This window comes from Kitasatospora sp. NBC_01250, from assembly GCF_036226465.1.
In the GTDB taxonomy this organism is placed as follows: domain Bacteria; phylum Actinomycetota; class Actinomycetes; order Streptomycetales; family Streptomycetaceae; genus Kitasatospora.
This window is the reverse complement of record NZ_CP108476.1, coordinates 2,151,223-2,174,135: the sequence shown is the minus strand read 5'-3', so window position 1 is coordinate 2,174,135 and position 22,913 is coordinate 2,151,223. Positions and strand designations below refer to the sequence as shown.

Sequence of the window (22,913 nt, the reverse complement as noted above, 5' to 3'; positions counted from 1 at the left end):
GTCGGCTGCGCAAGATCGGACGGGCCCGGTTCGGGTCCGCCGGCGCGCGCCGCCGACGTGGGACAACTCCACTGCCCGGCAGCCTGGTTGACGCCGCGCGAGCGCGTGGGTTCACCAGGCCGGACGGGTCAGCCCGGTGCGCTTGGCGGTCGCCAGGATCGGCGTGGTCTCGATGCCGGTGATCTTCGTCAGGGTGCCGACGGTCCCGGTCAGGAACCCGTACAGGGCGCTGAGGTCCGCCACGGCCACCGCCACCAGGAGATTGGCGGGGCCGGTGGTGGCGGCGACGAACCGGACCCGGGGGTGGCGGCCCAGTGTCCGCCCGGTGGCCTCCAGCGCGCCGGGGCTGACGGTCAGCCAGAGCAGCGCCTCGCTCTGGCAGCCGAGCAGGGCCAGGTCCACCTCGGTGGCCAGCCGGACCACGTGGCCGCGCACCAGCGCCGCCACCCGGCGCCGGGCGGTGAGCGGGCCGAGGCCGGTGCGGGCGGCCAGCTCGGTCCAGCCGGCCCGGCCGTTCGCGGTCAGCGCCTCGATCAGCGCGGCGTCGCCCGGCGCCTCGCCGGCCTCGGTGACCGCGGGCACCTCCGGTGCGTCCGGTGCGTCTGGTACGTCCGGTGCCTCCGGCCCGGGCGCGTCGGCCGGCAGCGGATCGGTCGCCTGGAGCAGTGCGGTCTCCTGGGCGGAGAGCAGGCCGCCGCTCCAGTGGAACGAGGTCGGAAAGACCCGCAGCAGCGTGTGCGCGGTCCAGGAGGCGACGGCGGCGGTGGCGGGCAGGTCGCGCAGCAGCAGGGTGTTGCGGGCCTCGGGGCCGTCCAGGAAGAGGATCGTGCTGATCTCGTCGCCGCCGCCCAGCACGTCCACCCAGACCGTGTCGGGCCGGCGGGCCAGCGTGGCGGCCACCGCCCGCACCCGGTTCGGGCGGCAGCGCACCCGCAGCGCCAGCGGGACCAGCGCGGGGAACCGGGCGGGGCTGCGCACCACGGTGGCCCGCAGCGTGCCGTCGGCGTACAGCGGCCCGGCCCGGCGGACCACCGTGCGCTCGGACAGCTCCAGGCAGTGCGCGAGGGTGCGCCAGGAGGCGCGGGGTGCGATCAGCAGCGCGGCGGCGATCCGGCGGTCGGTCTGGTCCAGCGATTGGCGCACATTCGGCATTCTAGAGTGCTTCGGTGACGCACTTTCGGAAGCCGGGCCCCCTGTGATGGCCCGGTCCTGCCGGGAGGTCGTACACCTGGGACGTCAGCACGACGAAAGGGGACGGGCCATGACCGACGGAACGAGCGCAACGGGCAGCACGAGCGGAGCGGACGGCACGGGGCCGGTGCTCGCCACCGCCCACGGGCTGCTGCGCGGCACGGTGGAGGGGACGGTGGCGGCGTTCCGCGGCGTCCCGTACGCGGCCTCCCCGGTGGGCGCGCTGCGTTTCGCCGCTCCGGGCCCGCAGCCGGGCTGGTCCGGGGTGCGCGACGCGGTGCGCCCGGGCCCGGCGGTGCCGCAGGGCCCGTCCCGGCTGGAGGTCGTGATGGGTCCGCGCACGCCGGACTGGGACGAGGAGGGCTGCCTCACCCTCAACGTCTGGACGCCCCGGCCGGCCCTGGACGCCGCCACGGCCGCGCCGCGCCCGGTGCTGCTCTGGTTCCACGGCGGCGGCTTCAGCAGCGGCAGTGGCGGCTGGGACTGGTACGACGGCGCCCGGCTCGCCGCCCTCGGCGACATCGTCGTGGTCACCGCCAACTACCGCCTGGGTCCGCTGGGTTACCTCTACCAGCCGGAGTTCGGCGCGGACAACCCCGGCTGCCAGGACCAGGGCGCCGCGCTGCGCTGGGTCGCCGAGAACATCGCCGCGTTCGGCGGCGACCCGGGGGCGATCACGGTCGGCGGCCAGTCGGCCGGCGCCTACTCGGCCCTCGCGCTGGCGGTCGACCCCGCCACCGGCGGCCTGGTGCGCCGGGTGATCGCGCAGAGCGGCCCCTGGGGCATGCGCCCGCAGGGCCCGGACGAGGCCGCCGGGTCCGCCGCCGACTTCCTGCGCCTGCTCGGCACGGCCCCGGGGCGGGCCGGCTGGGAGGAGCTGCGCACCCTGCCCGCCGAGCGCCTGCTCGACGCCTACCGCCGGTTGGCCGCCGACCGCGCCGGGTCCGGCGACCCGAACCCGCCCATGTACCCCGTCCTCGGCGGCGCGGGCCTGCCGCAGCCGCTGCTCCCGGCGGTGGCCGCGGGCGCGCTGGGCGGCAAGGACCTGCTGCTGGGCACGACCACCGACGAGATGACGGCCTTCGGCCTGCGCGGCGAGGTCGCCGGGGCCGTCACCCGCGGGTTCTTCCACGCCGGTGCCACCGAGCTGGCCGAGCACCGCGCCGCCCAGGGCACCCCGGCGTACGTCTACCGCTTCGACCGCCGCCCGGTGCCCGACGACCTGGGCACCGGCGTCACGCACTGCGCCGAACTGCCCTTCCTCTTCGGCACCTTCGACGCCTTCGCAGCCGCCCCCATGCTGGGCGGGGTCAGCGCGGCCGACCGCGCGCTGGGCGAGTCCTTCGCCCGCGCCCTGGCCGCCTTCACGGCCACCGGCGCCCCGGACGGGGGCTGGGCGCCGTACCGGAGCGAGGCCGACGTCCGGCGCTTCGCCTGACGGTCTCGCCGGCCGGCCCGCGCCACCCGGGTCGGCCGCGGCCCCGGCCCCGCTCCCGGCCTCAGCCTCGGCCGAGCTCCGTGAAGCCCTGTCGCCAGGAGGCGCGGGTCGGCCGCCAGCCGCGGGCGGTCCTGGCCAGCGTGCCGTCCGCACCGCGCTCCCAGGCGGCCCGCCCGGCCGCGGCCGGCGGCGTCGGCGCCCCGACGGCGGCGGCCAGCACCGGGACCCAGAGCCGGGCGGGGGCCGGGTCGTCGTCCACCACGTTGACCGTGCCGCTGGGCCACTCCAGCGCCGCGAGCGCCGCCCGGGCGGCGTCCTCGACGTGCAGGAAGGAGTTCACCGCCTCGCTCGCGGCCAGCTCGCCCCGGTGCAGCCGCTCGGCCATCAGACCGTCCTCGGCGTACCAGGTGCCCGGGCCGTAGAGGGTGCCGTAGCGCAGCACCACGTGCTCGGGAAGCTCGGCCACGGCCTCCTCCAGCGCGCGCACGCCACCGACCGTCGCGGCGCGCGGCTGCTCGGTGGTGGGGTCCAGCGGGGTGGCCTCGGTCGCCGGGGTGTCGCCGCCCTGGTAGGCCCAGGAGATGGACTGGGCGACGATCCGGCGCACCCCGGCCCGGTGCGCGGCGTCCACCAGGTTGCGGGTCCCCTCCCGCCGGATCCGGGCGTTCTCGGTGAGGTCGAGACCGCTCAGCGCGGTCAGCTGGTGCACCACGGCGTCCGGCGCGGCCGCCGCCACGGCCCGTTCGACCACCGCCCGGTCGAAGACGTCCAGCCGGAGCGCCTCGGCTCCCTGCGCGCGCAGGGCCCGGGCGCCCTCCTCGCTGCGCGAGCCGGCCACCACCTGGTGGCCGGCGGTCAGCAGCAGCGGCAGCAGGAGCCGGCCGATGGCGCCGGTTGCCCCGGCGAGGAAGACGCGCATGTGGATCTCCGATGAGCAGACGGTGGAACGGGGTGGGGTGAGTGGTCAGTTCGCGGCCCGCCGGTCGCCCAGCCAGAGCGCGCCGGCCACCGCCGTGAGCCCCAGCCCGGTCAGGCAGCTGCCGAGCCATCCGGCCGCGGCGTACAGCGTCGCGGCGGCGGTGGCGCCGACCGCGCCGCCGAGGAAGTAGGCGGTCATGTAGGCGGTGGTGACCCGCGACCGCAGCGCCACCGGGAACGTGTAGATCCGCGCCTGGTTGAGCACGTTGAGGCCCTGGGCCCCGACGTCCAGCAGCAGGATCCCGGCGATCAGCGGGAGCAGGTGGTGGCCGCCGGCCAGCGCGGCCCAGGCGAACGCGAGGGTGAGCAGCAGCAGCCCGGTGGCGGGGTGCGCCGACCCGCGGTCCTGCAGCCGCCCGATGGGCCGGGCCCCGAGCGCACCGGCGGCGCCGAGCAGGCCGAACAGGCCGATGGTGGCGGCCGAGTAGTGGTACGGACGGTCGCTGAGCAGGAACGGCAGGCCGGTCCAGAGGAGTTGGAAGCAGCCGAAGGCGAGTGCCCCGCTGGCCATCCGGCTGCGCAGCAGCGGCTCGGTGCGCACCAGGGTGGCGACCGAGGCGAGCAGGCGCGGATAGCTCTGCCCCTGGCGGGCCGGCAGTTTCGGCAGGCGCAGCCGCAGGGCCAGCGCGAGCAGCCCGGTGGCCGCCGCCGCGAGGCCGTAGACCGCGCGCCAGCCGGCCAGTTGGTCGAGCGCGCCGGAGGCGGTCCTGGCCAGCAGCACCCCCAGCAGCAGGCCGGTCATCAGGATGCCGACCACCCGGCCGCGCTGGTCCTCGCGGGCCAGCGAGGTGGCGAGCGGGATCAGCACGCTGGCGGCCGAGCCGGTCAGCCCGACCACGGCCAGCGCGGCCAGCAGGCTGCCCGCGCCGGGGGCCAGCGCGGCCGAGGCCAGCGCCAGGGTGTCCACGGCGAGCATGGTGACGACCAGTCGGCGCGGGGCCAGCAGGTCGCCGAGCGGCACCAGGAAGACCAGGCCCAGCGCGTAACCGAGCTGGTTCAGCGTGATGCAGAGCCCGGCCACACCGCTGGAGACCCGCAGGCTGCCGGCCAGCGCGGGCAGCAGGGGCTGGGCGTAGTAGTTGTTCGCCACCACCAGCCCGCAGGCCGTGGCGAGCAGCAGCACCAAGGGCCGCGACAGACCGGGAGCGGCAGCGGCGCTGGAGGCGGCGGGGGCGCCGGTGGTGCCGAGTTCCCCCGGGTCGGCGGTCCGATGTGTGGTCACCTGCTCAAACTAGAAGCAGAAAGGACCATCATCATGGACCAAAAACACCCCCGCGAAGTGAGCCAATCCCGTGCCTCCAGCCACACCCCCGGATGAGCCCGTGCCCGGCCTCGACCTGCTGATCGAGCTGGTCGACACCGGCCCGCCCGGCGCCCGGGGCAGCCGCCGCCGGTCCGTCGAGGAGGCGCTGCGCACCGCGATCCGCCAGGGCCGCCTCGCGCCCGGCGCCCGGCTGCCCGCCACCCGGCACCTGGCCGAGCAACTCGGCCTCTCCCGCGGCACGGTGAGCCAGGCCTACGAGCAGCTGATCGCCGAAGGCTGGCTCACCGCCCGTACCAAGGCCGGCACCCGGGTCGCCGAGGACGCCGGGCCCGACCCGCGGCCGTCCGCGGGCCCGCCCGCCGCCGCACCCGGGCTCCGCCACGACCTGAGCCCGGGGCGCCCCGACGTCTCCGCCTTCCCCCGCGTCGCCTGGGCCCGCGCGCTGCGCCGGGCGATCCACGAGGCGCCCGCCGAGGCGTTCGGCTACGGCGACCCGCGCGGCCGGATCGAGCTGCGCACCGCGCTGGCCGGCTACCTCGGGCGGGTGCGCGGGGTCCGGGTCGCCCCGGAGCACCTGGTGATCTGCTCCGGCTTCGCCCAGGCGCTCGGCCTGCTCACCGCCGCGTTCGCGGAGACCGGTGTGCCGGCCGTGGGCATGGAGAACCCCGGGATGCCCGATCACCTGGCGACCGTCGCGGCCCGGCTGCCGGTGCTCGACCTCCCGGTCGACGACCAGGGCCTGCGGGTCGACGCGCTGTCCGGCAGCGCCGTGCGGGCGGTGCTCTGCACACCGGCGCACCAGTTCCCGCTCGGCGTCGGCCTCTCGCCCGGCCGCCGGGCGGCGCTGCTGGCCTGGGCCGAGGAGTGCGGGGGCTGGATCGTGGAGGACGACTACGACGGCGAGTTCCTCCCGCAGCCCCCGGCCGGCCGGACCCCGATCGCCCGCCGCCCGGTGGGGGCGCTGCAGGGCCGCCGCCCGGACCGCGTCGTCTACGCCGGCTCGCTCAGCAAGTCGCTGGGCCCGGCGGTCCGGCTGGGCTGGATCGCCTGCCCGCCACCGCTGTTGGAGCCGCTGACGGCGGCCAAGCGGCTGGCGGACCGGCAGACCTCCACACTGGAGCAGCTGGCCCTGGCCGACCTGATCGGCTCCGGCGCCTTCGACCACCATCTGCGGACCATGCGCAGGAGCTACCGCCGCCGGCGCGACGCGTTGGCCGCGGCCGTCGCCGAGCGGCTGCCGCGCGCCCGGCTGACCGGGATGGAGGCCGGCCTGCACGCGCTCCTGCAACTGCCGCCGCAGCCGGACCGGGACGAACGGGAGATCGCCGCCGTGCTCCGCCGGGCCTCGGTGCTGCTCCGACCGCTGAGCGACTACCTGCGCGGTCCGGGGGCGGCCGGCACGCCGACCGCGCTGGTGGTCGGCTACGCGACCCCGCCCGCGCACGCGTACCCGGCGGCCCTCGATGCCCTGGTCGGGGCGTTGCAGGGGCTGTACGGACCGGAGCGGCGGCTCTGACGGCGGTGCGCCCGGCGCGGCCCGCCGGACAGGGAGCCGCCCGCCCGCGTGGGGGTGCGGGCGGGCGGCGGTCCGGTGGGGGGAGAGGCGGAGCAGAAGTCCGCGTCCGCATGCGCCTTGGAATCGAAGAACAATCGCCCGTCGGACCCGTAACAACGCATGAAGATTCACCTATTCCGGGGCAACTATCCCGTGTCTGCATGTCCCTGTCCAGTCTTTTGTTCATTAATGAGTAGCGAATGTACCTACTAGTATGTACATTAAGTCCCGCGGGAGATCATGCAGCGACGGATCCGCACGTCGAGCCGGGTCCGCCCGCCCGATATCGGTCGTACCCGCATAACGGACAGGGGAGCCACGATGCATGCGATGCAGTACGAGATCACGTTGCCGGCCGACTACGACATGGACATCATTCGCCGCCGGGTCGCGGAGCGCGGCCACCTGCTGGACGACTTCCCGGACTTGGCGGTGAAGGCCTATCTGGTGCGCGAGCGCGGGCGGGTGGAGTCGCCGGTGAATCAGTACGCGCCCTTCTACCTTTGGCGGGCCGTGCGGGGGATGAACCGCTTTCTCCGGGGCCCCGGTTTTCAGGGCCTGAGCCGGGACTTCGGCCGGCCGCGGGTCCGCTCCTGGCTGGGCCTGGCCGTCGAGGACGGTCCGGCGCGAGCCGGCGAGGCGATCGCCGCCACCCGGCTGCTCGAACCGCTCGCGCCCGACGCCGACCCGGCCGCCGAGATCGAGCGGGCCCGCGCCGCGCTGCCGACCGGCCTGGCGGGCGTGCACACCACCGCACTGGCCGTCGACCCGGACCGCTGGGAGCTGGTCACCTTCACCCTCTGGAGCGAGCCGCCCGGCCCCGGGCACGGCGAGCGCTACCAGGTCCTGCACCTCAGTCGGCCCGAGCTGGCCGAGCTGCCGCGCGGGCAGCACTGGTGACGAACCGTCAGATGACTGCCGCGACCCGACCACGCCTGGAGACGTCCCCGTGAACGACACCGAAACCACCGCCCTGGCCGACCAGTTGGCCCGCGCCGTCGTCGACCGCTCGGCCGGCTACCGCCTGCTGGACGAGCTGCAGGACCGCCCGACCCAGCAGGCGGCGCTCCCCGCGCTGGAGCAGCTCGCACCCGGCTTCGCGGACTGGATCGTGACCAGCCTCTTCGGCGGCACCTACCAGCGCGCGGGCCTGGAGCACCGGGACCGCCAACTGCTCAACCTGGCCGCGCTGGCCACCCTCGGCGGGGTGGACCCGCAGCTCGCCGGGCACATCCGCAGCAGCCTGCGGGTCGGGCTGACCCGGCAGCAGGTGGTCGAGGTCTTCGTCCACCTCGCCCCCTACATCGGCACCCCCAAGGCGCTGGCGGCCCTGCGGGTGGCGGCTGCCGCCTTCGCCGCGCTGGACGAGGCGGCCGCCGCATGAGCACCCGACCGGCCGGCACGGCGGCGAAGGTCCGCACCGTCCTCGGCGATCTGGACCCGGCCGAGCTCGGGGTCTGCGACGCGCACGACCACCTCTTCTTCCGCAGCGTCCGGCTGCCGGGGCAGGAGCTGGACGATCCGGTGGCCGCGGCGGCCGAGCTGGCGGCCTTCCGGGCGGCGGGCGGGCAGGCGGTGATCCAGTGGACGCCGCACGGGCTGGGCGGCCGGCCCGACCAGCTGGTGCGGCTGGCCGCCGAGAGCGGTGTGCACCTGGTCGCGGCCACCGGCCTGCACCAGGCGGCGCACTACGCGCAGCTCCCGCCGCTGGACACCCTCGCCGACCTCTTCGTCGCCGAGCTGACCGAGGGCATCGCCGCCCACGCTCCGACGGACCGCCCCGGCCCCCGGGCCGGCCTGATCAAGGTGGCCGGCGGCTACCACGGCCTGGACGAGCACGCCCGCCGCACGATGACCGCGGCCGCCGGCGCGCACCACGCCACCGGCGCCCCGATCGCGGTCCACCACGAGCTGGGCACCGGCGCGGCCGACGTGGTGGAGCTGCTCTGCGACCGCCTCGGCGTGCCGCCGGCCGCCGTGGTGCTCGGCCACCTCAACCGGTTCCCGGACCCGCTGCTGCACCGGGACCTCGCGGCCACCGGCGCCTACCTGGCGTTCGACGGACCGTCCCGGGTCAACCACGCCACCGACTGGCGGCTGCTGGAGACGCTGGCCGAGCTGGCCGGGGCCGGGCACGGCGACCGGCTGCTGCTGGGCGGCGACACCGTGGTGGCCAGTGCCCGCTCCACGGCCGAGGGTCCGGGCATGCCGTTCCTGCTCACCGGCCTGCGCCCGCGGCTGCTGCGGGAGCTGGGGGAGGAGCAGACCGAGCTGATCCTGCGCCACAACCCGGCCCGCGCCTTCGCGGCCCACTGGCGGGGCTGACCCGCGGCCGGGCGGCACCGGGTGCTACCTACATGTGGGTGCCGCCGTCGATCCGGATCTCGGTGCCGGTGACGAACGCGCCGTCCTCGCTCGCCAGCATCGCGATCACCCCGGCCACCGTCTCCGGGCCCGCGAAGCCGGCGCCGAGGGCGGGCGCGAGCTTGGCCAGCAGGCTGAAGTCGGCGTCCGTGGGCAGGCCCGGATTGTTGGTCATGCCGCTGTCGATGCTGCCCGGCGCCACGCAGACCGCGCGCAGCCCCTGCTTGCTGTACTCCTGCGCGATCGCGTGGGTGAAGGACTGGATGCCGCCCTTGGTCGCGGCGTAGGCGGCCATGTACGGGTGGGCGAAGCTCGCCGAGGTGGAGCTGAAGTTGACCACCACGCCGGAGTCCGAGGCGAGCAGCGCGGGCAGCGCCTCGCGGGTCATCAGGAAGGTGCCGGTCAGGTTGACCTTCAGCAGGGTGTTCCAGAACTCCAGGCTGGTCTCGTGGGTGTGCGAGGAGCGCAGGATGCCGGCGGCGTTGACCAGCACGTCCAGGCCGCCCAGGGCCCGCACGGCGGCGGCCACCCCGGCACGGACCGACTCCTCCTCGGAGATGTCCAGGACGGCGGTGGTCAGCCGCTCGGCGGTGCCCTCGGCGGCGGCCCGCTCGGCGGTCTCGCGCAGGCCGGCCTCGTTGACGTCCACCGCGACGACGCGGGCGCCCTCGGCGAGCAGGCGGTGGGCGGTGGCCCGGCCGATGCCGGAGCCGGCGCCGGTGATCAGGACGCGACGGCCGGTGAAGCGCTGCATGGGGGTGCTCCGATCTCAGGGCTGTTCAGGTGCGGCGACCGCTGCCCGCGGCCACCCGAGTCACGGTACGCCGAGATGGCACATTGTGCCACTTCGTCATGGCATGCCATATGGGCCGGGTGTGGCGTAGCGTGGGGGCATGACCGACCGACCCGCCCCGACCGAGCAGGCAGCGCCGGCCGACCGGCCCTCGCTCACCGACCGCCGACGGGCCGCCACCCAGCTGGAGATCGCCACCACGGCCGCCGCCCTCTTCGCCGAGCGCGGCGCCGAGGCCACCAGCGCCGAGGAGATCGCGCGCGCCTCGGGCGTCGCGCTGCGCACCTTCTACCGGTACTTCCGGACCAAGGAGGAGGCCGTCGCCCCGCTGCTCGCGGCCGGCGGGCAGCGCTGGCTGGCATCGATCACCGCCGCGCCGGCGGGGCTCGCGGTGCCCGAGGTGCTGGAACGGGCGGCGGTGGAGGCGCTCACGCCGGCCGACGCGCGGGCCGCCGAGGCGCTGCGCTGGACGCGCGCGCTGCTCACCGATCCGGGACTGCGCCGGATCTGGCAGGCGGTGCACCAGGACTCCGAGGACGCGCTGGTCCCGATCCTGGCCGAACGCTGCGGCGCGGGTGTCGACCCGCTGGAGGTGCGGCTGGTGGCGGCGGCCGCCACCGCCGCGATCCGGGTCGCGCTGGAGAGCTGGGCGGCGGCCCCGGAGCCGGCCGAGGGCCCGGCTGCGCCGGGCCCGCTCGCCGCGCGCTGCCTGCGCGAGCTCACGGCGGGGCTGCGGCTCTTCGACGGCGCCACGGGCTGAGACGGCGCCACGGGCCGAGGTGGGGCGACGGGCTGACGCGGCGTCCGCCGAGGCGGTGTCAGGCAGGCCGCGTCAGGCGGGCCGCGGAACGCGCACCGAGCGCTGCCGGCAACGGCTCCGGACGCAACCGGCCCCGCCGGAGGAGTCCGGCGGGGCCAGGTCGGCTCGGGTGTCGCGGGTGTCGCGGGTGTCGCGGGGTCAGGCCAGCGGCTCCAGCGTGCCGGTGTGCAGCTCGCCGACCCGGCCGCCCTCGCCCTCGTAGGTCCAGAAGGCGCGCACCGTCATCGTCACCAGGTCCATCACATGGCTGACCGTCAGGCCGCTGCGCTCGGTCCAGCTGACGAAGTAGACGTCGGGGGCGACCAGTGCGACGTGCAGTGACACGTCCTCCCACTGGCCGGCCGACTCGCCGAGCCCCTCCCAGCGAAGCCGCGTGCCGTCGGCCGAGTAGGCGTTGCGGAAGGCGGCGCCGTTGTCGACCTGGAAGAGGTACGTCCGGCCGGCGAAGCCGGGCAGGGCAGCGGTCTCGGTCATGCTGGTGGAGGTCCTCGTCTGTGATCCGGGGAGCTTGGCCGGGGCATTGGTGCGCTCCCAAAGCTATCCGACCCGCGGCATGGAGGGACAATGGTTCCGCGACACGCCCCGTGCCACCGCCCGCCGGTCCTCCGGCCAGCGGGTGGCCGGCCGACGGGTGGGGCACCGTGGCTGGTCGGGAGGTCGATCATGCGCAAGGTTGTCGACTGCCGGGAGTACCCGAGCGAGATGAACTGCACCCTGGCCATCTCCGGCGAGGAGGAGGAGGTCGTGCGCGCCGCCGCCGAACACGCGGTCTCGGTCCACGGCCACCAGGACACCCAGGAGCTGCGCGACCAGATCCGCGCCACGCTCAAGGACGAACTGGTCCTCCAGCACACCTGACAGCAGAGCTGACAGCACACCTGACAACAACACCCTCACCCCGTCCCGGGCCGTACGGAGAATCCCGTATGGCCCGGGACGGGTGCGCTCTGCTGGAGTGAGGGGGAGTGCCGAGGAGGTGGCCGCGATGGCGGTCGACGAGGACAAGGTGATGGAGTTCCTGGGCCGAGTGGTGTCCGACGGCGCCGCCGCGATGGCCGGGCTGTGCACCTCGCTGGGCGACCGGCTGGGCCTGTACAGCGCGATGGCCGGCGCCGGACCGATGACCGTGGCCCAGCTGGCCGAGCGCACCGGCCTGCACGAGCGCTACCTGCGCGAGTGGCTGGCCGCGCAGGTGGCCGGCGAGTACGTGGAGTACGACCCGGCGACCGACGGCTACCTGCTGCCCGACGAGCACGCCGCCGTGCTGGCCGACCCCGGTGCGCCGACCTACGCGGCCGGCTTCTTCACCATGATGCAGGCGCTCTACGGCACCGAGGACGTGCTGATGGAGGCGTTTCGGACCGGGCGAGGGGTGGGCTGGGAGGAGCACGGCGACGCGCTCTTCGCCGGGACCGCCAAGTTCTTCCGCCCGGGCTACGCGGGCGCCCTGGTCCCCGAGTGGATCCCCGCGATGAACGGCACCGAGCGCAAGCTGGCCGCCGGCGCCGAGGTCGCCGACGTGGGCTGCGGCTACGGCTGGTCCACCATGCTGATGGCCAAGGCCTACCCGGCCTCGCACTTCCACGGCTTCGACTTCCACCGGCCCTCGATCGAGGCGGCCAACGAGCTGGCCAAGGAGCAGGGGCTGGCCGACCGGGTCAGCTTCGAGGTGGCCGGTGCCCAGGACTTCCCCGGGGACGGCTACGACCTGATCACCTTCTTCGACTGCCTGCACGACATGGGCGACCCCGGCAGCGCGCTGCACCACGCCGAGCAGTCGCTGGCCCCCGACGGCGCCTGCATGATCGTCGAACCGAACGTCTCGGCCGACGTCCGGGCGAACGCCAACCCGATCGGCCGCGCCGTGGTCTCCGCCTCGGTCGCCATCTGCCTGCCCTCCGCGCTGGCCCAGCACGGGCCGCAGGCGATGGGCAACCACGCCGGTGAGGACGCGATGCGCCACCTCGCCGACGACGCCGGCCTGCACCACTGGAAGCTGGCCGCCGAGAGCCCGCTCAACCGCGTCTACGCCGCCAGCCGGTAGCCGACCGGTCACCGTTGCTCCTCTCCCACATGATCGCCTCGTTGGGCGGGCGGTCCGCAGCCGGGCTTGTCGGGGCCCGGCTTGACCCGGCCTCCCCGGTGGGCGCACGCTCGATGCGTGACTCCGTCCGGGGAGGCCGGCTTGCGGCGGATCTGCGCCGTGATCGACCTGCTGATCGACGCCGTCGACGAGGAGACCCTGCTGCCGGCGCTGTTTCCGGTGCTGCTCCGCGCCGTGCCGGGGGACAGCCTCACCTGGTCCACCCGCACCCCCACCGGGCGCCATCCGGTCACCCTGCCGCAGGCGCTGTTCAGCCCGCAGACGCTGGCCGCGTTCTTCCGGTACGCCCCGGCGGACCCGCTCTTCGTGCACACCAACGGCGGCAGCGGCGTCCCGCTGCGCCGCAGCGACCTGCAGTCCCGGACCGAGTACCACCGGCTGGGCACCTACGGCGAGGCGCTGGGCCCGGCCGGTGCGGAGTACCAGCTGGCGATGGCCTTCCCGGCCGGCTGGACGAGCGCCGGGCGGCGCACCGTGGCGCTGATCGTCAACCGGTCCGGCAGCGACTTCCCGGACGCCGACCTGGCCTCGGCCACCCTGCTGCGGGCCCGGCTCACCCACGCCCTGGAGCGGCTGGCACCCCCGCCGCGGGCGCCGGCCGCCGACCTCACCGCGCGCGAGGCCGCCGTGCTGGACCTGCTCGCGGACGGCCTGACGGACCAGCAGATCGGCCGCCGTCTCGCGGTCTCCACCCGCACCGTGGACAAGCACCTGGAACACGCCTACGCCAAGCTGCGGGTGCACAGCCGGGTGGCCGCCGCGGCGGCCTGGCGCGGCACCGGCTGAGCCCCGGTCCCCGCGTGCTTGCGGGGACCGGGGCTCAACGGGGGCTCGACGGGCTCAGACCCGCTTCGGGGTCCGCTTCAGCGCCGGTTTCAGCAGCTGAAGTCGATCAGCGAGAACGACTCGTAGTGGTCGGAGGTGTAGTAGTCCGACCCGTCCTCGCCGGTGATGATTCTGCGCGTGCCGCGGGTGGGCGCACCCGGCGTGACGACCGTGTACTCCTGGTAGTAGCCGTTCGGCTCGCTGGGCAGCACGCCCTCGCGGTTCTGGAAGGTCTCGCCGTCCTCGGAGTACGGGAACGGGCCGCCCTGGGCGATCAGGTTCAGCGTGTCGTCCGCCTGGCTCGGCAGCGCCGACTGGCAGATCGAGCCGCTGACGTCCGCGTGGGCGTCGGCGGCGAAGACGGCGGTGGGGGCCAGGGTGAGCATGCTCACGGTGACCACGGAGGCGGCACGCGACTTCAACGCGCGTAGAAGAGTCTGCATGGCAAGCAGTCTGGGGGAGCGTCAGGAAGTCTGGGAAGGTGCTGGGAGCACGCCAAGAGACTTTTCATGTCCATGTAACTGGATGGCGGTCCAGGTGATGCGATGGCGTCGCTTTCGGTGCTGGTGTGACAGGTGTGACTCGCCTGACATTGATGATGATCATGTCATCTGCCTACCCTGCTGGCGCCCGCCACCCAGCGGCGGGCCCAGCCCCCGGGACCGCCGAGTCCTGCCTGCCGGTGGCCGGCCCCGGAGCACCGCACCAGGCAGGAGCGGGGGACCCAGGTAGTGCCAGCCGTGCCCCGCCCGCCTGCGCCCGCAGGCCCACCAGGCACGCCCGGCTAGGGGTGAAGCCGCCACCGGAATCCGTCGGTGGCCGGGCCATCTTGCGGCCCGAACCCGACAGCTCACCTCGTAGGCGTCGCAAGAGGACTCCCCGTGATACCCACCTCCACCCCGCTGCGCCTCGGCGTCGTCGTCGGAGCGCTCGGCCTGCTCGCGGTGCCCGTCGTCGGCCAGGCCGATGCCTGGGCCCGTACGTCCGGCACCGCCGTGCCCCAGGTCACCCAGGACCGGCTGACCCCCGCCACGGCCACCGCCGGCGCCTCGACCACCGCCGCGCTCACCCTGCACGCCGCCTCCTGCTTCACCGCGAAGACGGTGGGGGTCGGGGTGCGCGACGCCGCCGGCAACAACCTGGACTTCCCCGGGAACCTCGGCAACCAGCAGATCTGCCCGAGCGGCCTTTCGCTGACCACCGGCGCGCGCAGCTTCCCGGCCGGTGCGTACCAGATCTTCGGCTTCTTCCAGGACCAGGCGGGTGCCTGGCACAACCTGACCACGCAGACCCTCACGGTCTCGGCGGCCGGCACCCCCACCTCCACCCCGGCCCCCGCCCCGACGCCCGCGCCTTCGCCGTCGCCGAGCACGCCGCCCGCCACCGGCGGCTCGCCGGTCGCCGGCAAGACGCTGACCTGGTCGGACGAGTTCAACGGCCCGCTGGACGCCACCAAGTGGAACGACAGCACCACCACCGCGTACAAGTACGGCACCCACAACCCGGACGACAACAAGCTCGACTGGCTCGACCCGTCCGACGTCTCGGTGGCGAACGGTGTGGCCACCTTCACCGCCCAGCCCTCCAGCCACACCCTGGAGAACGGCAAGCAGGCCTGGACCACCGGCCTGCTCACCACCGAGGGCACCCAGCAGGGCTTCAAGGTGAAGACCGGCGACTACGCCGAGGCCCGGGTGCAGATGCCCTCCGCGCCCGGCGCCTGGCCCGCGCTGTGGACCTGGGCGAACGGCGGCAGCGAGATCGACTCCTTCGAGTACCACCCGGACAACCCGAACCTGCTGGAGCTGACCAACCACGTCAACCCGGCGCACGACTACCTGACCGACGCCACCGACGTGAAGCCCGGCCAGTGGGTCACCATCGGCACCTACTACGGCGCCAACTCCGTCGACTGGTACGTGAACGGGGTCAAGGTCTACTCGGACAACACCGGCGTCGGGGCCAACTGGTCCGCCAACCTGATCCTCAACCTGTCGATCAGCGCCGGGCAGTACCACCCCGGCCCGAGCGGCTCCGCCCCGATCACCTTCGCGGCGGACTACGTGCGGGTCTACCGCTAGGCCTCGGCGCCGGCCTCCTGCCCCTGGACGGCGGAGAGCGGAGCGGCCAACTCCTCCAGGGAGAGCCGCTCCGCCCGGACGCCGATCGCCGCCTCCACCAGCCCGGCCGCCGCCATCAGCGAGGCGCCGATGCAGAAGGCGAGCGTGGTGTCGGCGGGCTTGCCGCTGTTCACCAGGCCGTTGAAGAGCAGCGGCCCGGTGATGCCGCCCAGCGCGGTGCCCACCGCGTAGAAGAACGCGATGCACAGCGCCCGCACCTCCAGCGGGAAGACCTCGCTCACCGTCAGGTAGGCGGCGCTCGCGCCGGCCGAGGCGAAGAACAGCACGCCCACCCAACAGGCCGTCATGGTGGTGGCGTTGAGCAGGCCCTGCTGGAAGAGCGCGGCCGTGCCGAAGAGCAGCACCCCCGACAGCAGGTAGGTCCCGGCGATCATCGGCTTGCGGCCCACGCTGTCGAAGAGGTGGCCGAGCAGCAGCGGGCCGCAGAAGTTGCCCACCGCGATCACCGCGAAGTAGTAACCGGTGTCGCCCTGCGGGACGTTGAAGAAGGTCGTCAGGATCACCGCGTAGCCGAAGGTGACCGAGTTGTAGAGGAAGGCCTGGCCGACGAAGAGCGCCAGGCCCAGGACGGTGCGCTTGGGGTAGCTGCGGAAGACCGTGCGGGCCACCGTGGTGAAGCTGACCGGTCCCTGCTCGCGCACCGTCACCCAGCCCTCGGGGGCCGGCAGCGGCTCGCCGGTCTGCTCGGTGACGGTCCGCTCGATCTCGTCGACCAGCTGGTCGGCCTCCTCGCCGCGCCCGTGGGTGAAGAGCCAGCGCGGGCTCTCCGGCACGTGCCGGCGCACCAGCAGGATCACCAGGCCCAGGGCCACGCCGATCGCGAAGGCCAGCCGCCAGCCGATGTCCGTGGCGAAGAGCGCGGTGTTCAGCAGCGCGATCGAGGCGAAGGCGCCGATCGCCGCGCCGACCCAGAAGCTGCCGTTGATGATCAGGTCGACCCGCCCGCGCACCCGGGCCGGGATCAGCTCGTCGATGGCCGAGTTGATCGCCGCGTACTCGCCGCCGATGCCGAAGCCGGTGAAGAAGCGGCAGAGGAAGAAGAACCACGCCGTCCAGGAGAACGCGGTGACGGCGGTCGCGGTGAGGTAGACCACGAGGGTGAGCATGAAGAGCTTCTTGCGGCCGAACCGGTCGGTGAGCCGGCCGAAGAAGAGCGCCCCGCAGCAGGCGCCCGCCACGTAGATGGCGGCTGCCCAGGTGGTGACCTGGCCGGTGCTGATCGCCAGCCCGCTGCCGTGCTCCGACAGCCGCCCGGCGACGTTGCCGACGATGGTGACCTCGAGGCCGTCCAGGATCCAGACCGTGCCCAGGCCGATCACGATCCGCCAGTGCCACCGCGACCAGGGCAGCCGGTCGAGCCGGGCGGGGACCTGGGTGCGGATCAGCCGCTCGGGGGCGGCGGCCGGCCCGGCGGGGACTGCTCCTGCGCCCCTCCCGGACCCGGCATCGGTGGTCGGCTCGTGCGGCATGGCGGCTCCCTTTCCAGGCCGGCGGGCGTCGGCTCCCCGCCCTCGTCAGGCTTGCGCGCCTACCCCGAGGCCGCGAGCACGAACCCGTGACCGGCCGCCCGTCGCCCGAAGGGGTGACAGGAGGCGAGGCCGGACGCCGAGCGCCTGGTCACCCCGTCGGCATGCCCACCCGCGCCTGCTCCAGGGTCTGGCGCAGCAGGGCGACGGTGGTGGCCAGCTGGTCGAGCGACTGCGCGCCCAGCGGCTCGGTCAGCCAGCTGCGCAGCCCGTCCTCGAAGGTCGCGGTGGCGGCGGCCAGCAACTGCTCGCCGGCCGCGGTCAGGCCGAGCAGGGAGGAGCGGCGGTTGCTCGGGTTCGGGCGGCGGCTCACCCAGCCCGCGGCTTCGAGCCGGTCGACCCCCTTGCTGGTCGCGCCGACGGTGATCGCGACCTCGTGGGCGAGGTCGTTGACCCGGCAGTCCTCGCGCCCGCCGATGATCCGCAGGAACTCGAACTGGCTCGTGGTCAGTCCGTGCTCGGCCCGCAGCCGCTCCCCGAGGGCGTTGTAGAGCCGGGTCTCGTACCGGACGAGGTCGGCGAACACCTGTGCGGGATCGGTCATCCGGATCACACCTTCCCAGGAAGTACATTCCATGGAATATTATTCGTCGAGGGCCAGCCCCTCGCGGATCCATGATCTCCCACCCGACCGATCCCATCCCACCCGACGCTGGAGAACCCCCATGAGCAAGGAACAGCGCACCGCCGTCGACGCCTTCTACCGGTCGACCCGGTTCGACGGCGCCCGCTCGCCCCAGGAACAGCGCGAGGCCTTCGAGGCGATGATGGCGGGCGGCCCGCCGCCGCTCGGCGTCACCTCGGCCCCGAGCACCCTCGGCGGCCGCCCGGCCCTGCAGTTCGAACCCGAGGCCGGCGTCACCGGTGGCACGATCCTCTACTTCCACGGCGGCGGCTGGATCTTCGGCTCGCCCGCCACCGCCCGGCACCTCACCGCCGCGCTCGTGCGGCGCACCGGCGCCCGGGCCCTGTCGGTCGACTACCGGCTCGCCCCGGAGCACCCGTTCCCGGCCGCCGTCGAGGACGGCGTCGCCGCCTACCGCGACCTGCTGGAGAGCGGGGTCGCGCCCGAGCAGATCGTGCTGGCGGGCGACTCGGCCGGCGGCGGGCTCTGCGTCACGACCCTGCTCGCGGCGCGCGACGCCGGTCTGCCCATGCCGGCCGCGGCGGTCGCTTTCTCGCCGTCGACGGACAGCACGCGCAGCGGCGAGAGCATGACGACCAAGCACGGGATCGACCCGCTGTTCACCCGCGAGTCGCTGCTGGCCCTGAGCCCGCACTACCTGGCCGGCCAGGACCCGCGGCAGCCGCTGCTGAGCCCGGCGATCTGCGCCGACCTCGGCGGGCTGCCCGCGCTGCTCCTCCAGGTCGGCGGCAACGAGGTGCTGCTGGACGACTCGACCCGGCTGGCGACCCGCGCGGCGGCGGCCGGCGTGGACGTGATCCTGGACGTCACGGCCGACGTGCCGCACGTGTTCCAGTCCTTCACCGGCTCGCTCGACGAGGCGGACGCGGCCCTGGACCGGGCCGGGCGCTTCATCCTCGACCAGTGGGCGCTCGCGGTGCGTTAGCCGCGCGCCGCGGCCGAACGGGTTAACGCCGCTGCCCCGACCCCGCGGGATGGGCCAGGCTAAGGAGGATGAGCGAGTCCAAGCCGTCCGTCGGCGCCGTCGACGGCGGTTCCCATCCCCTGGCGGGCGATCGCGCCGAGCAGCGGCGCCGCTGGCAGGCGCTGGCCGTCTGCCTGCTGGTCGGCTTCATGACCCTGCTGGACGTCTCGATCGTCAACGTGGCGCTGCCCTCGATCGAGCGCGGCCTCCACGCCAGCTCCGCCGACCTGTCCTGGGTGCTCTCCGGCTACGCGCTCACCTTCGGCCTGACGCTGATCCCGGCCGGGGTGCTGGGCGATCTGTGGGGGCGGCGCACCGTCTTCCTGGTCGGGCTCTGCCTGTTCACCGCCGCCTCGGCCGCCTGCGGCCTGGCGCCGACCGCCACCGTGCTGGTGCTCGCCCGCCTGGTCCAGGGGGCGGGCGGCGGGCTGCTCGGCCCGCAGATCTCCGGGCTGATCCAGCAGATGTTCACCGGCGCCGTGCGGGCCCGGGCGTTCGGCTACTTCGGTACCACGGTCGGGCTGGCCACCGCGGTCGGGCCGCTGGCGGGCGGGCTGCTGATCAACGCGGCGGGGGAGCAGACGGGGTGGCGCTGGGTGTTCTTCGTGAACCTGCCGATCGGGGTGGTGGCCTTCGTGCTCGCGCTGCGGCTGATCCCGCGCGGCGCGGGCCCCGGGGTGGGTGCCGGTCCGGGGGCGGGCCTCGCCCCGGGAGGCCGCCCCGCCCGCCGGATCGACTGGGTCGGCGTGCTGCTGCTCGCGCTGGGGCTGGTGGCGATCCTGCTGCCGCTGGTGCAGGAGCAGCAGTGGCACGGCGCGGCCAAGTGGCTGCTGCTGCCGACCGGTGTGCTCGTGCTGGCCGGCTTCGCCGGCTGGGAGCGGCGGGTGGCGGCCCGCGGCCGGCGCACCCCGCTGGTGGACCTGTCGCTCTTCGCGATCCGCTGCTACACCTTCGGCGTCACGCTCGGCCTGCTCTACTTCGCCGGCTTCACCACGGTCTTCTTCATCTTCACGCTCTACCTGCAGAGCGGTCTGGGCTACAGCGCGCTGGCGGCGGGCCTGGCGATCACCCCGTTCGCGCTCGGCTCGGCCGTCTCGGCGATGGTCGGCGGGCGCTGGGTGAGCAGGGCCGGGCGCACGGTGATCCTGGTGGGGCTGGTGGCCGTGCTGATCGGGACGGGGCTGGCCGCCCTCGCCGTCCAGCTGGTGCCCGGCCACGGTGCGGGGTGGGCGACGGCCGCGCCGCTGCTGGTGGCCGGGATCGGCTCCGGCCTGGTGATCGCGCCCAACCAGAGCCTGGCGCTGGCCGATGTGCCGGTGGCGCGCGCCGGGACGGCGGGCGGCATCCTGCAGACCGGCCAGCGCCTGGGCAGCTCGCTCGGCATCGCCGTGGTCGGCGCGGTCTTCTTCGGCCGCCTGGGCGCCGGCCACGACTGGGCCGGCGCCTTCAAGCTGGGGCTGCTGGTCGCGCTCGGTTTCGAGGCGGCGGCGCTGTGCTGCGCCCTGGCCGACCGGCGCCTCGGCGGCAAGAAGCCTGCCGGCAAGCGCGATTGACGGCAGGACCGGCCGGGCGGCCCCGACCTCAGGGTGCCAGGACCGCGCCCAGCCGCTGGGCGATCTGGCTCATCACCGGGACCAGGGCCGAACTGCCGCTCTGCTCCTCCAGGGCGCGGATCCGCGCCTCGGGACCGGAGACGGAGAGCGCGGTGGGTGTCGGCGCGCCGGGCACCGCCACCGCGATGCAGCGCACGCCGATCTCCTGCTCCTGGTCGTCCACCACGTAGCCGGCCTCGCGGGCGGCGGCCAGCTGCGCGAACAGGGCCTCGGGGTCGGTGACGGTGAACTCGGTGTGCGCGGGCAGCGGCTGGGTGCCGAGCACGGCGCGGGCCTCGGGCTCGGGCAGCTGGGCGAGCAGTGCCTTGCCCACGCCGGTGCAGTGCGGCTGGACCCGGCGGCCGACCTCGGTGAACATCCGCATCGAGCGGCGGGACTGGACCTGGCCGACGTAGACCACCTCGCCGCCTTCCAGCACGGCCAGGTTGGCGGTCTCGCCGGTGGCCTCCATCAGCTCCGCGAGGTAGGGGCGGGCCCAACTGCCCAGCAGCCGCCCGGCCGTCTCGCCGAGCCGGATCAGTCTGGGGCCGAGCGTGTAGCGCCGCGCGGTGTCCTGGCGGACATATCCCTGCTGTGCGAGGGTACGAACCAGCCGGTGGATGGTGGGCATCGGCAGGCCCGAGGTGGTGGACAGCTCGCTGAGGGTGGCGACGCCGTTGGCATCGGCGAGCGCTTCCAGGAGCTGGAAGGCGCGTTCGACGGACTGCACGCTCCCTGCGGAGGAGCGCTCGGATCCGGTCGAGGCTTGGGCGGGGGTGCTGGCCACCGGCGTTCCCTTTGCTGTCGGGGGAGGAGTAGAGTCCCTGCGATCTACCTCAACAAACCGTTGAAATTCTGTATCGCGGAAACTAGTGTCCACCTTACAGAATCGAACTCGCCAGTAGGTGGGTCGGATCAGATGAGGGAAGCCCCATCGGAGCTCCCTACACAGGTTCTACCGTCCAAGGAGTGTCCTGCCCATGGCTACAGACCAGGGACCCGCCCCCACCCTCCGGCCGGAGGCGTCCTCAGGTACCGCTGCCGCCCCGCTCGTCACCATCGCGGGGGAGCGCGTCGCCCGGGCGGAGGAGGTGCTCACCCCCGAGGCGGTCGCCTTCGTGGTCGGCCTCCATCGGACCTTCGAGGGCCGTCGGCAGGAGCTGCTCGCCCGCCGCCGCACCCGCCGCGCCGAGATCGCCCGGGCCGGCACGCTCGACTTCCTGCCCGGGACCGCCGAGATCCGCGCCGCGGACTGGCAGGTCGCCCCGGCACCCCGGGCGCTGCAGGACCGCCGGGTCGAGATCACCGGGCCCACCGACCGCAAGATGGTGATCAACGCCCTCAACTCCGGGGCCAAGGTCTGGCTGGCCGACTTCGAGGACGCCACCTCGCCCACCTGGCACTCGGTGGTCACCGGCCAGCTCAACCTGATCGACGCCTACGAGGGCCGGATCGACTTCACCTCGCCCGAGGGCAAGGCGTACACGCTGCGGCCCGCCGCCGAACTCGCCACCGTGGTGGTCCGCCCGCGCGGCTGGCACCTGGACGAGGCCCACCTGCTGGTGGACGGCACCCCGGTGTCCGGCGCGCTGTTCGACTTCGGCCTCTACTTCTTCCACAACGCCGCGCGGCTGCTGGCCAAGGGCCCCGAGGACCCCAACTCCGGGCCGTACTTCTACCTCCCGAAGACCGAGAGCCACCTGGAGGCGCGGCTCTGGAACGAGGTCTTCAGCCACGCGCAGGCCCAGCTCGGCATCGAGCACGGCACCATCCGGGCCACCGTGCTGATCGAGACGATCACCGCCGCCTTCGAGATGGAGGAGATCCTCTACGAGCTGCGCGACCACGCCGCCGGGCTGAACGCGGGCCGCTGGGACTACCTCTTCTCGATCGTCAAGAACTTCCGCGACGCCGGCGAGCACTACATCCTGCCGGACCGCAACAGCGTCGGCATGACCTCGCCGTTCATGGCCGCCTACGCCCGCCTGCTGGTGCAGACCTGCCACAAGCGCGGCGCCCATGCGATCGGCGGGATGGCCGCCTTCATCCCCAGTCGCAAGGACCCCGAGGTCAACGCGGCGGCGCTGGCCAAGGTCAAGGCGGACAAGGACCGGGAGGCCGCGGGCGGCTTCGACGGCTCCTGGGTGGCCCACCCCGACCTGGTCCCGGTGGCCCGCGCCAGCTTCGACGCGGTGCTCGGCGAGCGGCCCCACCAGAAGGAGAACCCCGGCTCCCCGGAGCAGGTGACGGCTGCCGAACTGCTCGACATCGCCGGCGCCGGCGGCTCCTGCACCCAGGCCGGCCTGCAGAACGCGGTCGCCGTCGGCCTGCGCTACTGCGAGGCCTGGCTGCGCGGGCTGGGCGCGGTCGGGATCTTCAACATGATGGAGGACGCGGCCACCGCCGAGATCTCCCGCTCGCAGATCTGGCAGTGGATCCACAACGGCGTGGTGCTCGCCGACACCGGTGAGAAGGCCACCGCCGAGCTGACCCGCCGTCTGGTCGCCGAGGAACTGGCCGCGATCAAGGCCGAACTCGGGGACGAGGCCTACGCGGCGGGCCGGTGGGCCCAGGCGCGCGAACTCTTCGAGCAGGTCTCGCTCGCCGAGGACTTCGTCGACTTCCTGACGCTGCCAGGCTACGCACTGCTCGGCTGAGTCCGTAGTGCCGTTTCGTACGGTCCGCCGGGGCGAACACTCCCCGGCGGACCAT

22 protein-coding genes and 1 riboswitch are annotated in these 22,913 nt (G+C 74.3%); of the genes, 13 read left to right on the top strand and 9 right to left on the bottom strand.

Annotation, left to right across the window (positions count from 1 at the left end):
* Nucleotides 1-111: 111 nt before the first annotated feature.
* Nucleotides 112-1,152, bottom strand: a complete 1,041-nt coding sequence (locus tag OG500_RS08850) for an Lrp/AsnC family transcriptional regulator (RefSeq protein WP_327065879.1) — start codon at nucleotides 1,150-1,152, stop codon at nucleotides 112-114.
* A gap of 109 nt (nucleotides 1,153-1,261) precedes the next feature.
* Here OG500_RS08850 and OG500_RS08845 point away from each other — a divergent pair, with 109 nt between their 5' ends.
* Complete coding sequence (locus OG500_RS08845) at nucleotides 1,262-2,629, top strand: carboxylesterase/lipase family protein (protein ID WP_329578386.1); 1,368 nt, start codon at nucleotides 1,262-1,264, stop codon at nucleotides 2,627-2,629.
* Nucleotides 2,630-2,690: 61 nt separating this feature from the next.
* Here the strand turns inward: OG500_RS08845 and OG500_RS08840 are convergent, their stop codons facing one another.
* Entirely contained in the window at nucleotides 2,691-3,548 is an 858-nt protein-coding gene (locus tag OG500_RS08840; protein WP_329578383.1) for an NAD-dependent epimerase/dehydratase family protein, read from the bottom strand.
* A gap of 45 nt (nucleotides 3,549-3,593) precedes the next feature.
* Nucleotides 3,594-4,829: an MFS transporter gene (locus tag OG500_RS08835; RefSeq protein WP_329578379.1), complete on the bottom strand. Its 1,236-nt coding sequence runs from the start codon at nucleotides 4,827-4,829 to the stop codon at nucleotides 3,594-3,596.
* A gap of 100 nt (nucleotides 4,830-4,929) precedes the next feature.
* On the opposite strand from OG500_RS08835, the gene pdxR reads away from it, so the two are divergent.
* From pdxR to OG500_RS08815, 4 genes are all read left to right on the top strand, one after another.
* Nucleotides 4,930-6,387, top strand: coding sequence for a MocR-like pyridoxine biosynthesis transcription factor PdxR (gene pdxR / locus OG500_RS08830; RefSeq protein ID WP_329578377.1), 1,458 nt, complete (start codon nucleotides 4,930-4,932; stop codon nucleotides 6,385-6,387).
* A gap of 360 nt (nucleotides 6,388-6,747) precedes the next feature.
* Complete coding sequence (locus tag OG500_RS08825; RefSeq protein WP_329578376.1) at nucleotides 6,748-7,326, top strand: DUF4865 family protein; 579 nt, start codon at nucleotides 6,748-6,750, stop codon at nucleotides 7,324-7,326.
* Between the two features lie 49 nt (nucleotides 7,327-7,375).
* Complete coding sequence (locus OG500_RS08820; RefSeq protein WP_327065873.1) at nucleotides 7,376-7,810, top strand: carboxymuconolactone decarboxylase family protein; 435 nt, start codon at nucleotides 7,376-7,378, stop codon at nucleotides 7,808-7,810.
* Nucleotides 7,807-8,751 (top strand): phosphotriesterase family protein, encoded by a 945-nt coding sequence (locus OG500_RS08815; protein WP_329578371.1) that lies wholly within the window; start codon nucleotides 7,807-7,809, stop codon nucleotides 8,749-8,751. The genes OG500_RS08820 and OG500_RS08815 overlap by 4 nt, the downstream gene beginning before the upstream one ends.
* Before the next feature lie 28 nt (nucleotides 8,752-8,779).
* Here OG500_RS08815 and OG500_RS08810 read toward each other — a convergent pair whose 3' ends face one another.
* Entirely contained in the window at nucleotides 8,780-9,544 is a 765-nt protein-coding gene (locus tag OG500_RS08810; RefSeq protein ID WP_327065871.1) for an SDR family NAD(P)-dependent oxidoreductase, read from the bottom strand.
* Nucleotides 9,545-9,683: 139 nt separating this feature from the next.
* Between OG500_RS08810 and OG500_RS08805 the strand changes: the two genes are divergently transcribed.
* Nucleotides 9,684-10,343: a TetR family transcriptional regulator gene (locus OG500_RS08805; RefSeq protein ID WP_327065870.1), complete on the top strand. Its 660-nt coding sequence runs from the start codon at nucleotides 9,684-9,686 to the stop codon at nucleotides 10,341-10,343.
* Between the two features lie 198 nt (nucleotides 10,344-10,541).
* Here OG500_RS08805 and OG500_RS08800 read toward each other — a convergent pair whose 3' ends face one another.
* Nucleotides 10,542-10,877, bottom strand: coding sequence for a MoaF-related domain-containing protein (locus OG500_RS08800; RefSeq protein ID WP_327065869.1), 336 nt, complete (start codon nucleotides 10,875-10,877; stop codon nucleotides 10,542-10,544).
* Between the two features lie 189 nt (nucleotides 10,878-11,066).
* Between OG500_RS08800 and OG500_RS08795 the strand changes: the two genes are divergently transcribed.
* The 3 genes from OG500_RS08795 (at nucleotide 11,067) to OG500_RS08785 (ending at nucleotide 13,293) form a co-directional block, all read left to right on the top strand.
* A complete protein-coding gene (locus tag OG500_RS08795; protein ID WP_327065868.1) occupies nucleotides 11,067-11,261 on the top strand; it encodes a DUF1059 domain-containing protein in 195 nt (64 codons plus the stop codon).
* Between the two features lie 127 nt (nucleotides 11,262-11,388).
* On the top strand, nucleotides 11,389-12,447 hold the full coding sequence (locus OG500_RS08790) for a class I SAM-dependent methyltransferase (RefSeq protein ID WP_327065867.1): 1,059 nt from the start codon (nucleotides 11,389-11,391) through the stop codon (nucleotides 12,445-12,447).
* A gap of 117 nt (nucleotides 12,448-12,564) precedes the next feature.
* Nucleotides 12,565-13,293 (top strand): helix-turn-helix transcriptional regulator, encoded by a 729-nt coding sequence (locus OG500_RS08785; RefSeq protein ID WP_327065866.1) that lies wholly within the window; start codon nucleotides 12,565-12,567, stop codon nucleotides 13,291-13,293.
* 89 nt (nucleotides 13,294-13,382) lie between these two features.
* Here OG500_RS08785 and OG500_RS08780 read toward each other — a convergent pair whose 3' ends face one another.
* The gene (locus OG500_RS08780) at nucleotides 13,383-13,775 is read right to left on the bottom strand and encodes a ribonuclease domain-containing protein (RefSeq protein WP_442789125.1); all 393 of its coding nucleotides are present in this window, start codon (nucleotides 13,773-13,775) and stop codon (nucleotides 13,383-13,385) included.
* Nucleotides 13,776-14,078: 303 nt separating this feature from the next.
* Nucleotides 14,079-14,210, top strand: a riboswitch (cyclic di-AMP (ydaO/yuaA leader).
* Nucleotides 14,211-14,213: 3 nt separating this feature from the next.
* Here OG500_RS08780 and OG500_RS08775 point away from each other — a divergent pair.
* On the top strand, nucleotides 14,214-15,413 hold the full coding sequence (locus tag OG500_RS08775; protein ID WP_329578367.1) for a glycoside hydrolase family 16 protein: 1,200 nt from the start codon (nucleotides 14,214-14,216) through the stop codon (nucleotides 15,411-15,413).
* On the opposite strand, the gene OG500_RS08770 is transcribed toward OG500_RS08775, so the two are convergent.
* Both OG500_RS08770 and OG500_RS08765 read right to left on the bottom strand, forming a co-directional pair.
* Nucleotides 15,410-16,942: an MFS transporter gene (locus OG500_RS08770; RefSeq protein WP_327065864.1), complete on the bottom strand. Its 1,533-nt coding sequence runs from the start codon at nucleotides 16,940-16,942 to the stop codon at nucleotides 15,410-15,412. The two genes, OG500_RS08775 and OG500_RS08770, sit on opposite strands and share 4 nt — an antisense overlap.
* A 148-nt stretch (nucleotides 16,943-17,090) precedes the next feature.
* Nucleotides 17,091-17,543 (bottom strand): MarR family winged helix-turn-helix transcriptional regulator, encoded by a 453-nt coding sequence (locus OG500_RS08765; protein ID WP_327065863.1) that lies wholly within the window; start codon nucleotides 17,541-17,543, stop codon nucleotides 17,091-17,093.
* A 121-nt stretch (nucleotides 17,544-17,664) separates the two neighbouring features.
* Here OG500_RS08765 and OG500_RS08760 point away from each other — a divergent pair, with 121 nt between their 5' ends.
* Nucleotides 17,665-18,570 (top strand): alpha/beta hydrolase, encoded by a 906-nt coding sequence (locus tag OG500_RS08760; protein WP_329578362.1) that lies wholly within the window; start codon nucleotides 17,665-17,667, stop codon nucleotides 18,568-18,570.
* Nucleotides 18,571-18,638: 68 nt separating this feature from the next.
* A complete protein-coding gene (locus OG500_RS08755; RefSeq protein ID WP_327065861.1) occupies nucleotides 18,639-20,162 on the top strand; it encodes an MFS transporter in 1,524 nt (507 codons plus the stop codon).
* Nucleotides 20,163-20,190: 28 nt separating this feature from the next.
* On the opposite strand, the gene OG500_RS08750 is transcribed toward OG500_RS08755, so the two are convergent.
* Nucleotides 20,191-20,988: an IclR family transcriptional regulator gene (locus OG500_RS08750; RefSeq protein WP_327065860.1), complete on the bottom strand. Its 798-nt coding sequence runs from the start codon at nucleotides 20,986-20,988 to the stop codon at nucleotides 20,191-20,193.
* Nucleotides 20,989-21,181: 193 nt separating this feature from the next.
* Here OG500_RS08750 and aceB point away from each other — a divergent pair, with 193 nt between their 5' ends.
* On the top strand, nucleotides 21,182-22,858 hold the full coding sequence (gene aceB / locus OG500_RS08745; protein ID WP_327065859.1) for a malate synthase A: 1,677 nt from the start codon (nucleotides 21,182-21,184) through the stop codon (nucleotides 22,856-22,858).
* Nucleotides 22,859-22,913: the final 55 nt, after the last annotated feature.

Bases quoted from the DNA above. Each gene is read 5' to 3' on its own strand.
- OG500_RS08850 (WP_327065879.1), bottom strand. From the start codon at position 1,152: ATGCCGAATGTGCGCCAATCGCTGGACCAGACCGACCGCCGGATCGCC.
- OG500_RS08845 (WP_329578386.1), top strand. From the start codon at position 1,262: ATGACCGACGGAACGAGCGCAACGGGCAGCACGAGCGGAGCGGACGGC.
- OG500_RS08840 (WP_329578383.1), bottom strand. From the start codon at position 3,548: ATGCGCGTCTTCCTCGCCGGGGCAACCGGCGCCATCGGCCGGCTCCTG.
- OG500_RS08825 (WP_329578376.1), top strand. From the start codon at position 6,748: ATGCATGCGATGCAGTACGAGATCACGTTGCCGGCCGACTACGACATG.
- OG500_RS08815 (WP_329578371.1), top strand. From the start codon at position 7,807: ATGAGCACCCGACCGGCCGGCACGGCGGCGAAGGTCCGCACCGTCCTC.
- OG500_RS08810 (WP_327065871.1), bottom strand. From the start codon at position 9,544: ATGCAGCGCTTCACCGGCCGTCGCGTCCTGATCACCGGCGCCGGCTCC.
- OG500_RS08805 (WP_327065870.1), top strand. From the start codon at position 9,684: ATGACCGACCGACCCGCCCCGACCGAGCAGGCAGCGCCGGCCGACCGG.
- OG500_RS08800 (WP_327065869.1), bottom strand. From the start codon at position 10,877: ATGACCGAGACCGCTGCCCTGCCCGGCTTCGCCGGCCGGACGTACCTC.
- OG500_RS08795 (WP_327065868.1), top strand. From the start codon at position 11,067: ATGCGCAAGGTTGTCGACTGCCGGGAGTACCCGAGCGAGATGAACTGC.
- OG500_RS08790 (WP_327065867.1), top strand. From the start codon at position 11,389: ATGGCGGTCGACGAGGACAAGGTGATGGAGTTCCTGGGCCGAGTGGTG.
- OG500_RS08780 (WP_442789125.1), bottom strand. From the start codon at position 13,775: ATGCAGACTCTTCTACGCGCGTTGAAGTCGCGTGCCGCCTCCGTGGTC.
- OG500_RS08770 (WP_327065864.1), bottom strand. From the start codon at position 16,942: ATGCCGCACGAGCCGACCACCGATGCCGGGTCCGGGAGGGGCGCAGGA.
- OG500_RS08765 (WP_327065863.1), bottom strand. From the start codon at position 17,543: ATGACCGATCCCGCACAGGTGTTCGCCGACCTCGTCCGGTACGAGACC.
- OG500_RS08760 (WP_329578362.1), top strand. From the start codon at position 17,665: ATGAGCAAGGAACAGCGCACCGCCGTCGACGCCTTCTACCGGTCGACC.
- OG500_RS08755 (WP_327065861.1), top strand. From the start codon at position 18,639: ATGAGCGAGTCCAAGCCGTCCGTCGGCGCCGTCGACGGCGGTTCCCAT.
- aceB (WP_327065859.1), top strand. From the start codon at position 21,182: ATGGCTACAGACCAGGGACCCGCCCCCACCCTCCGGCCGGAGGCGTCC.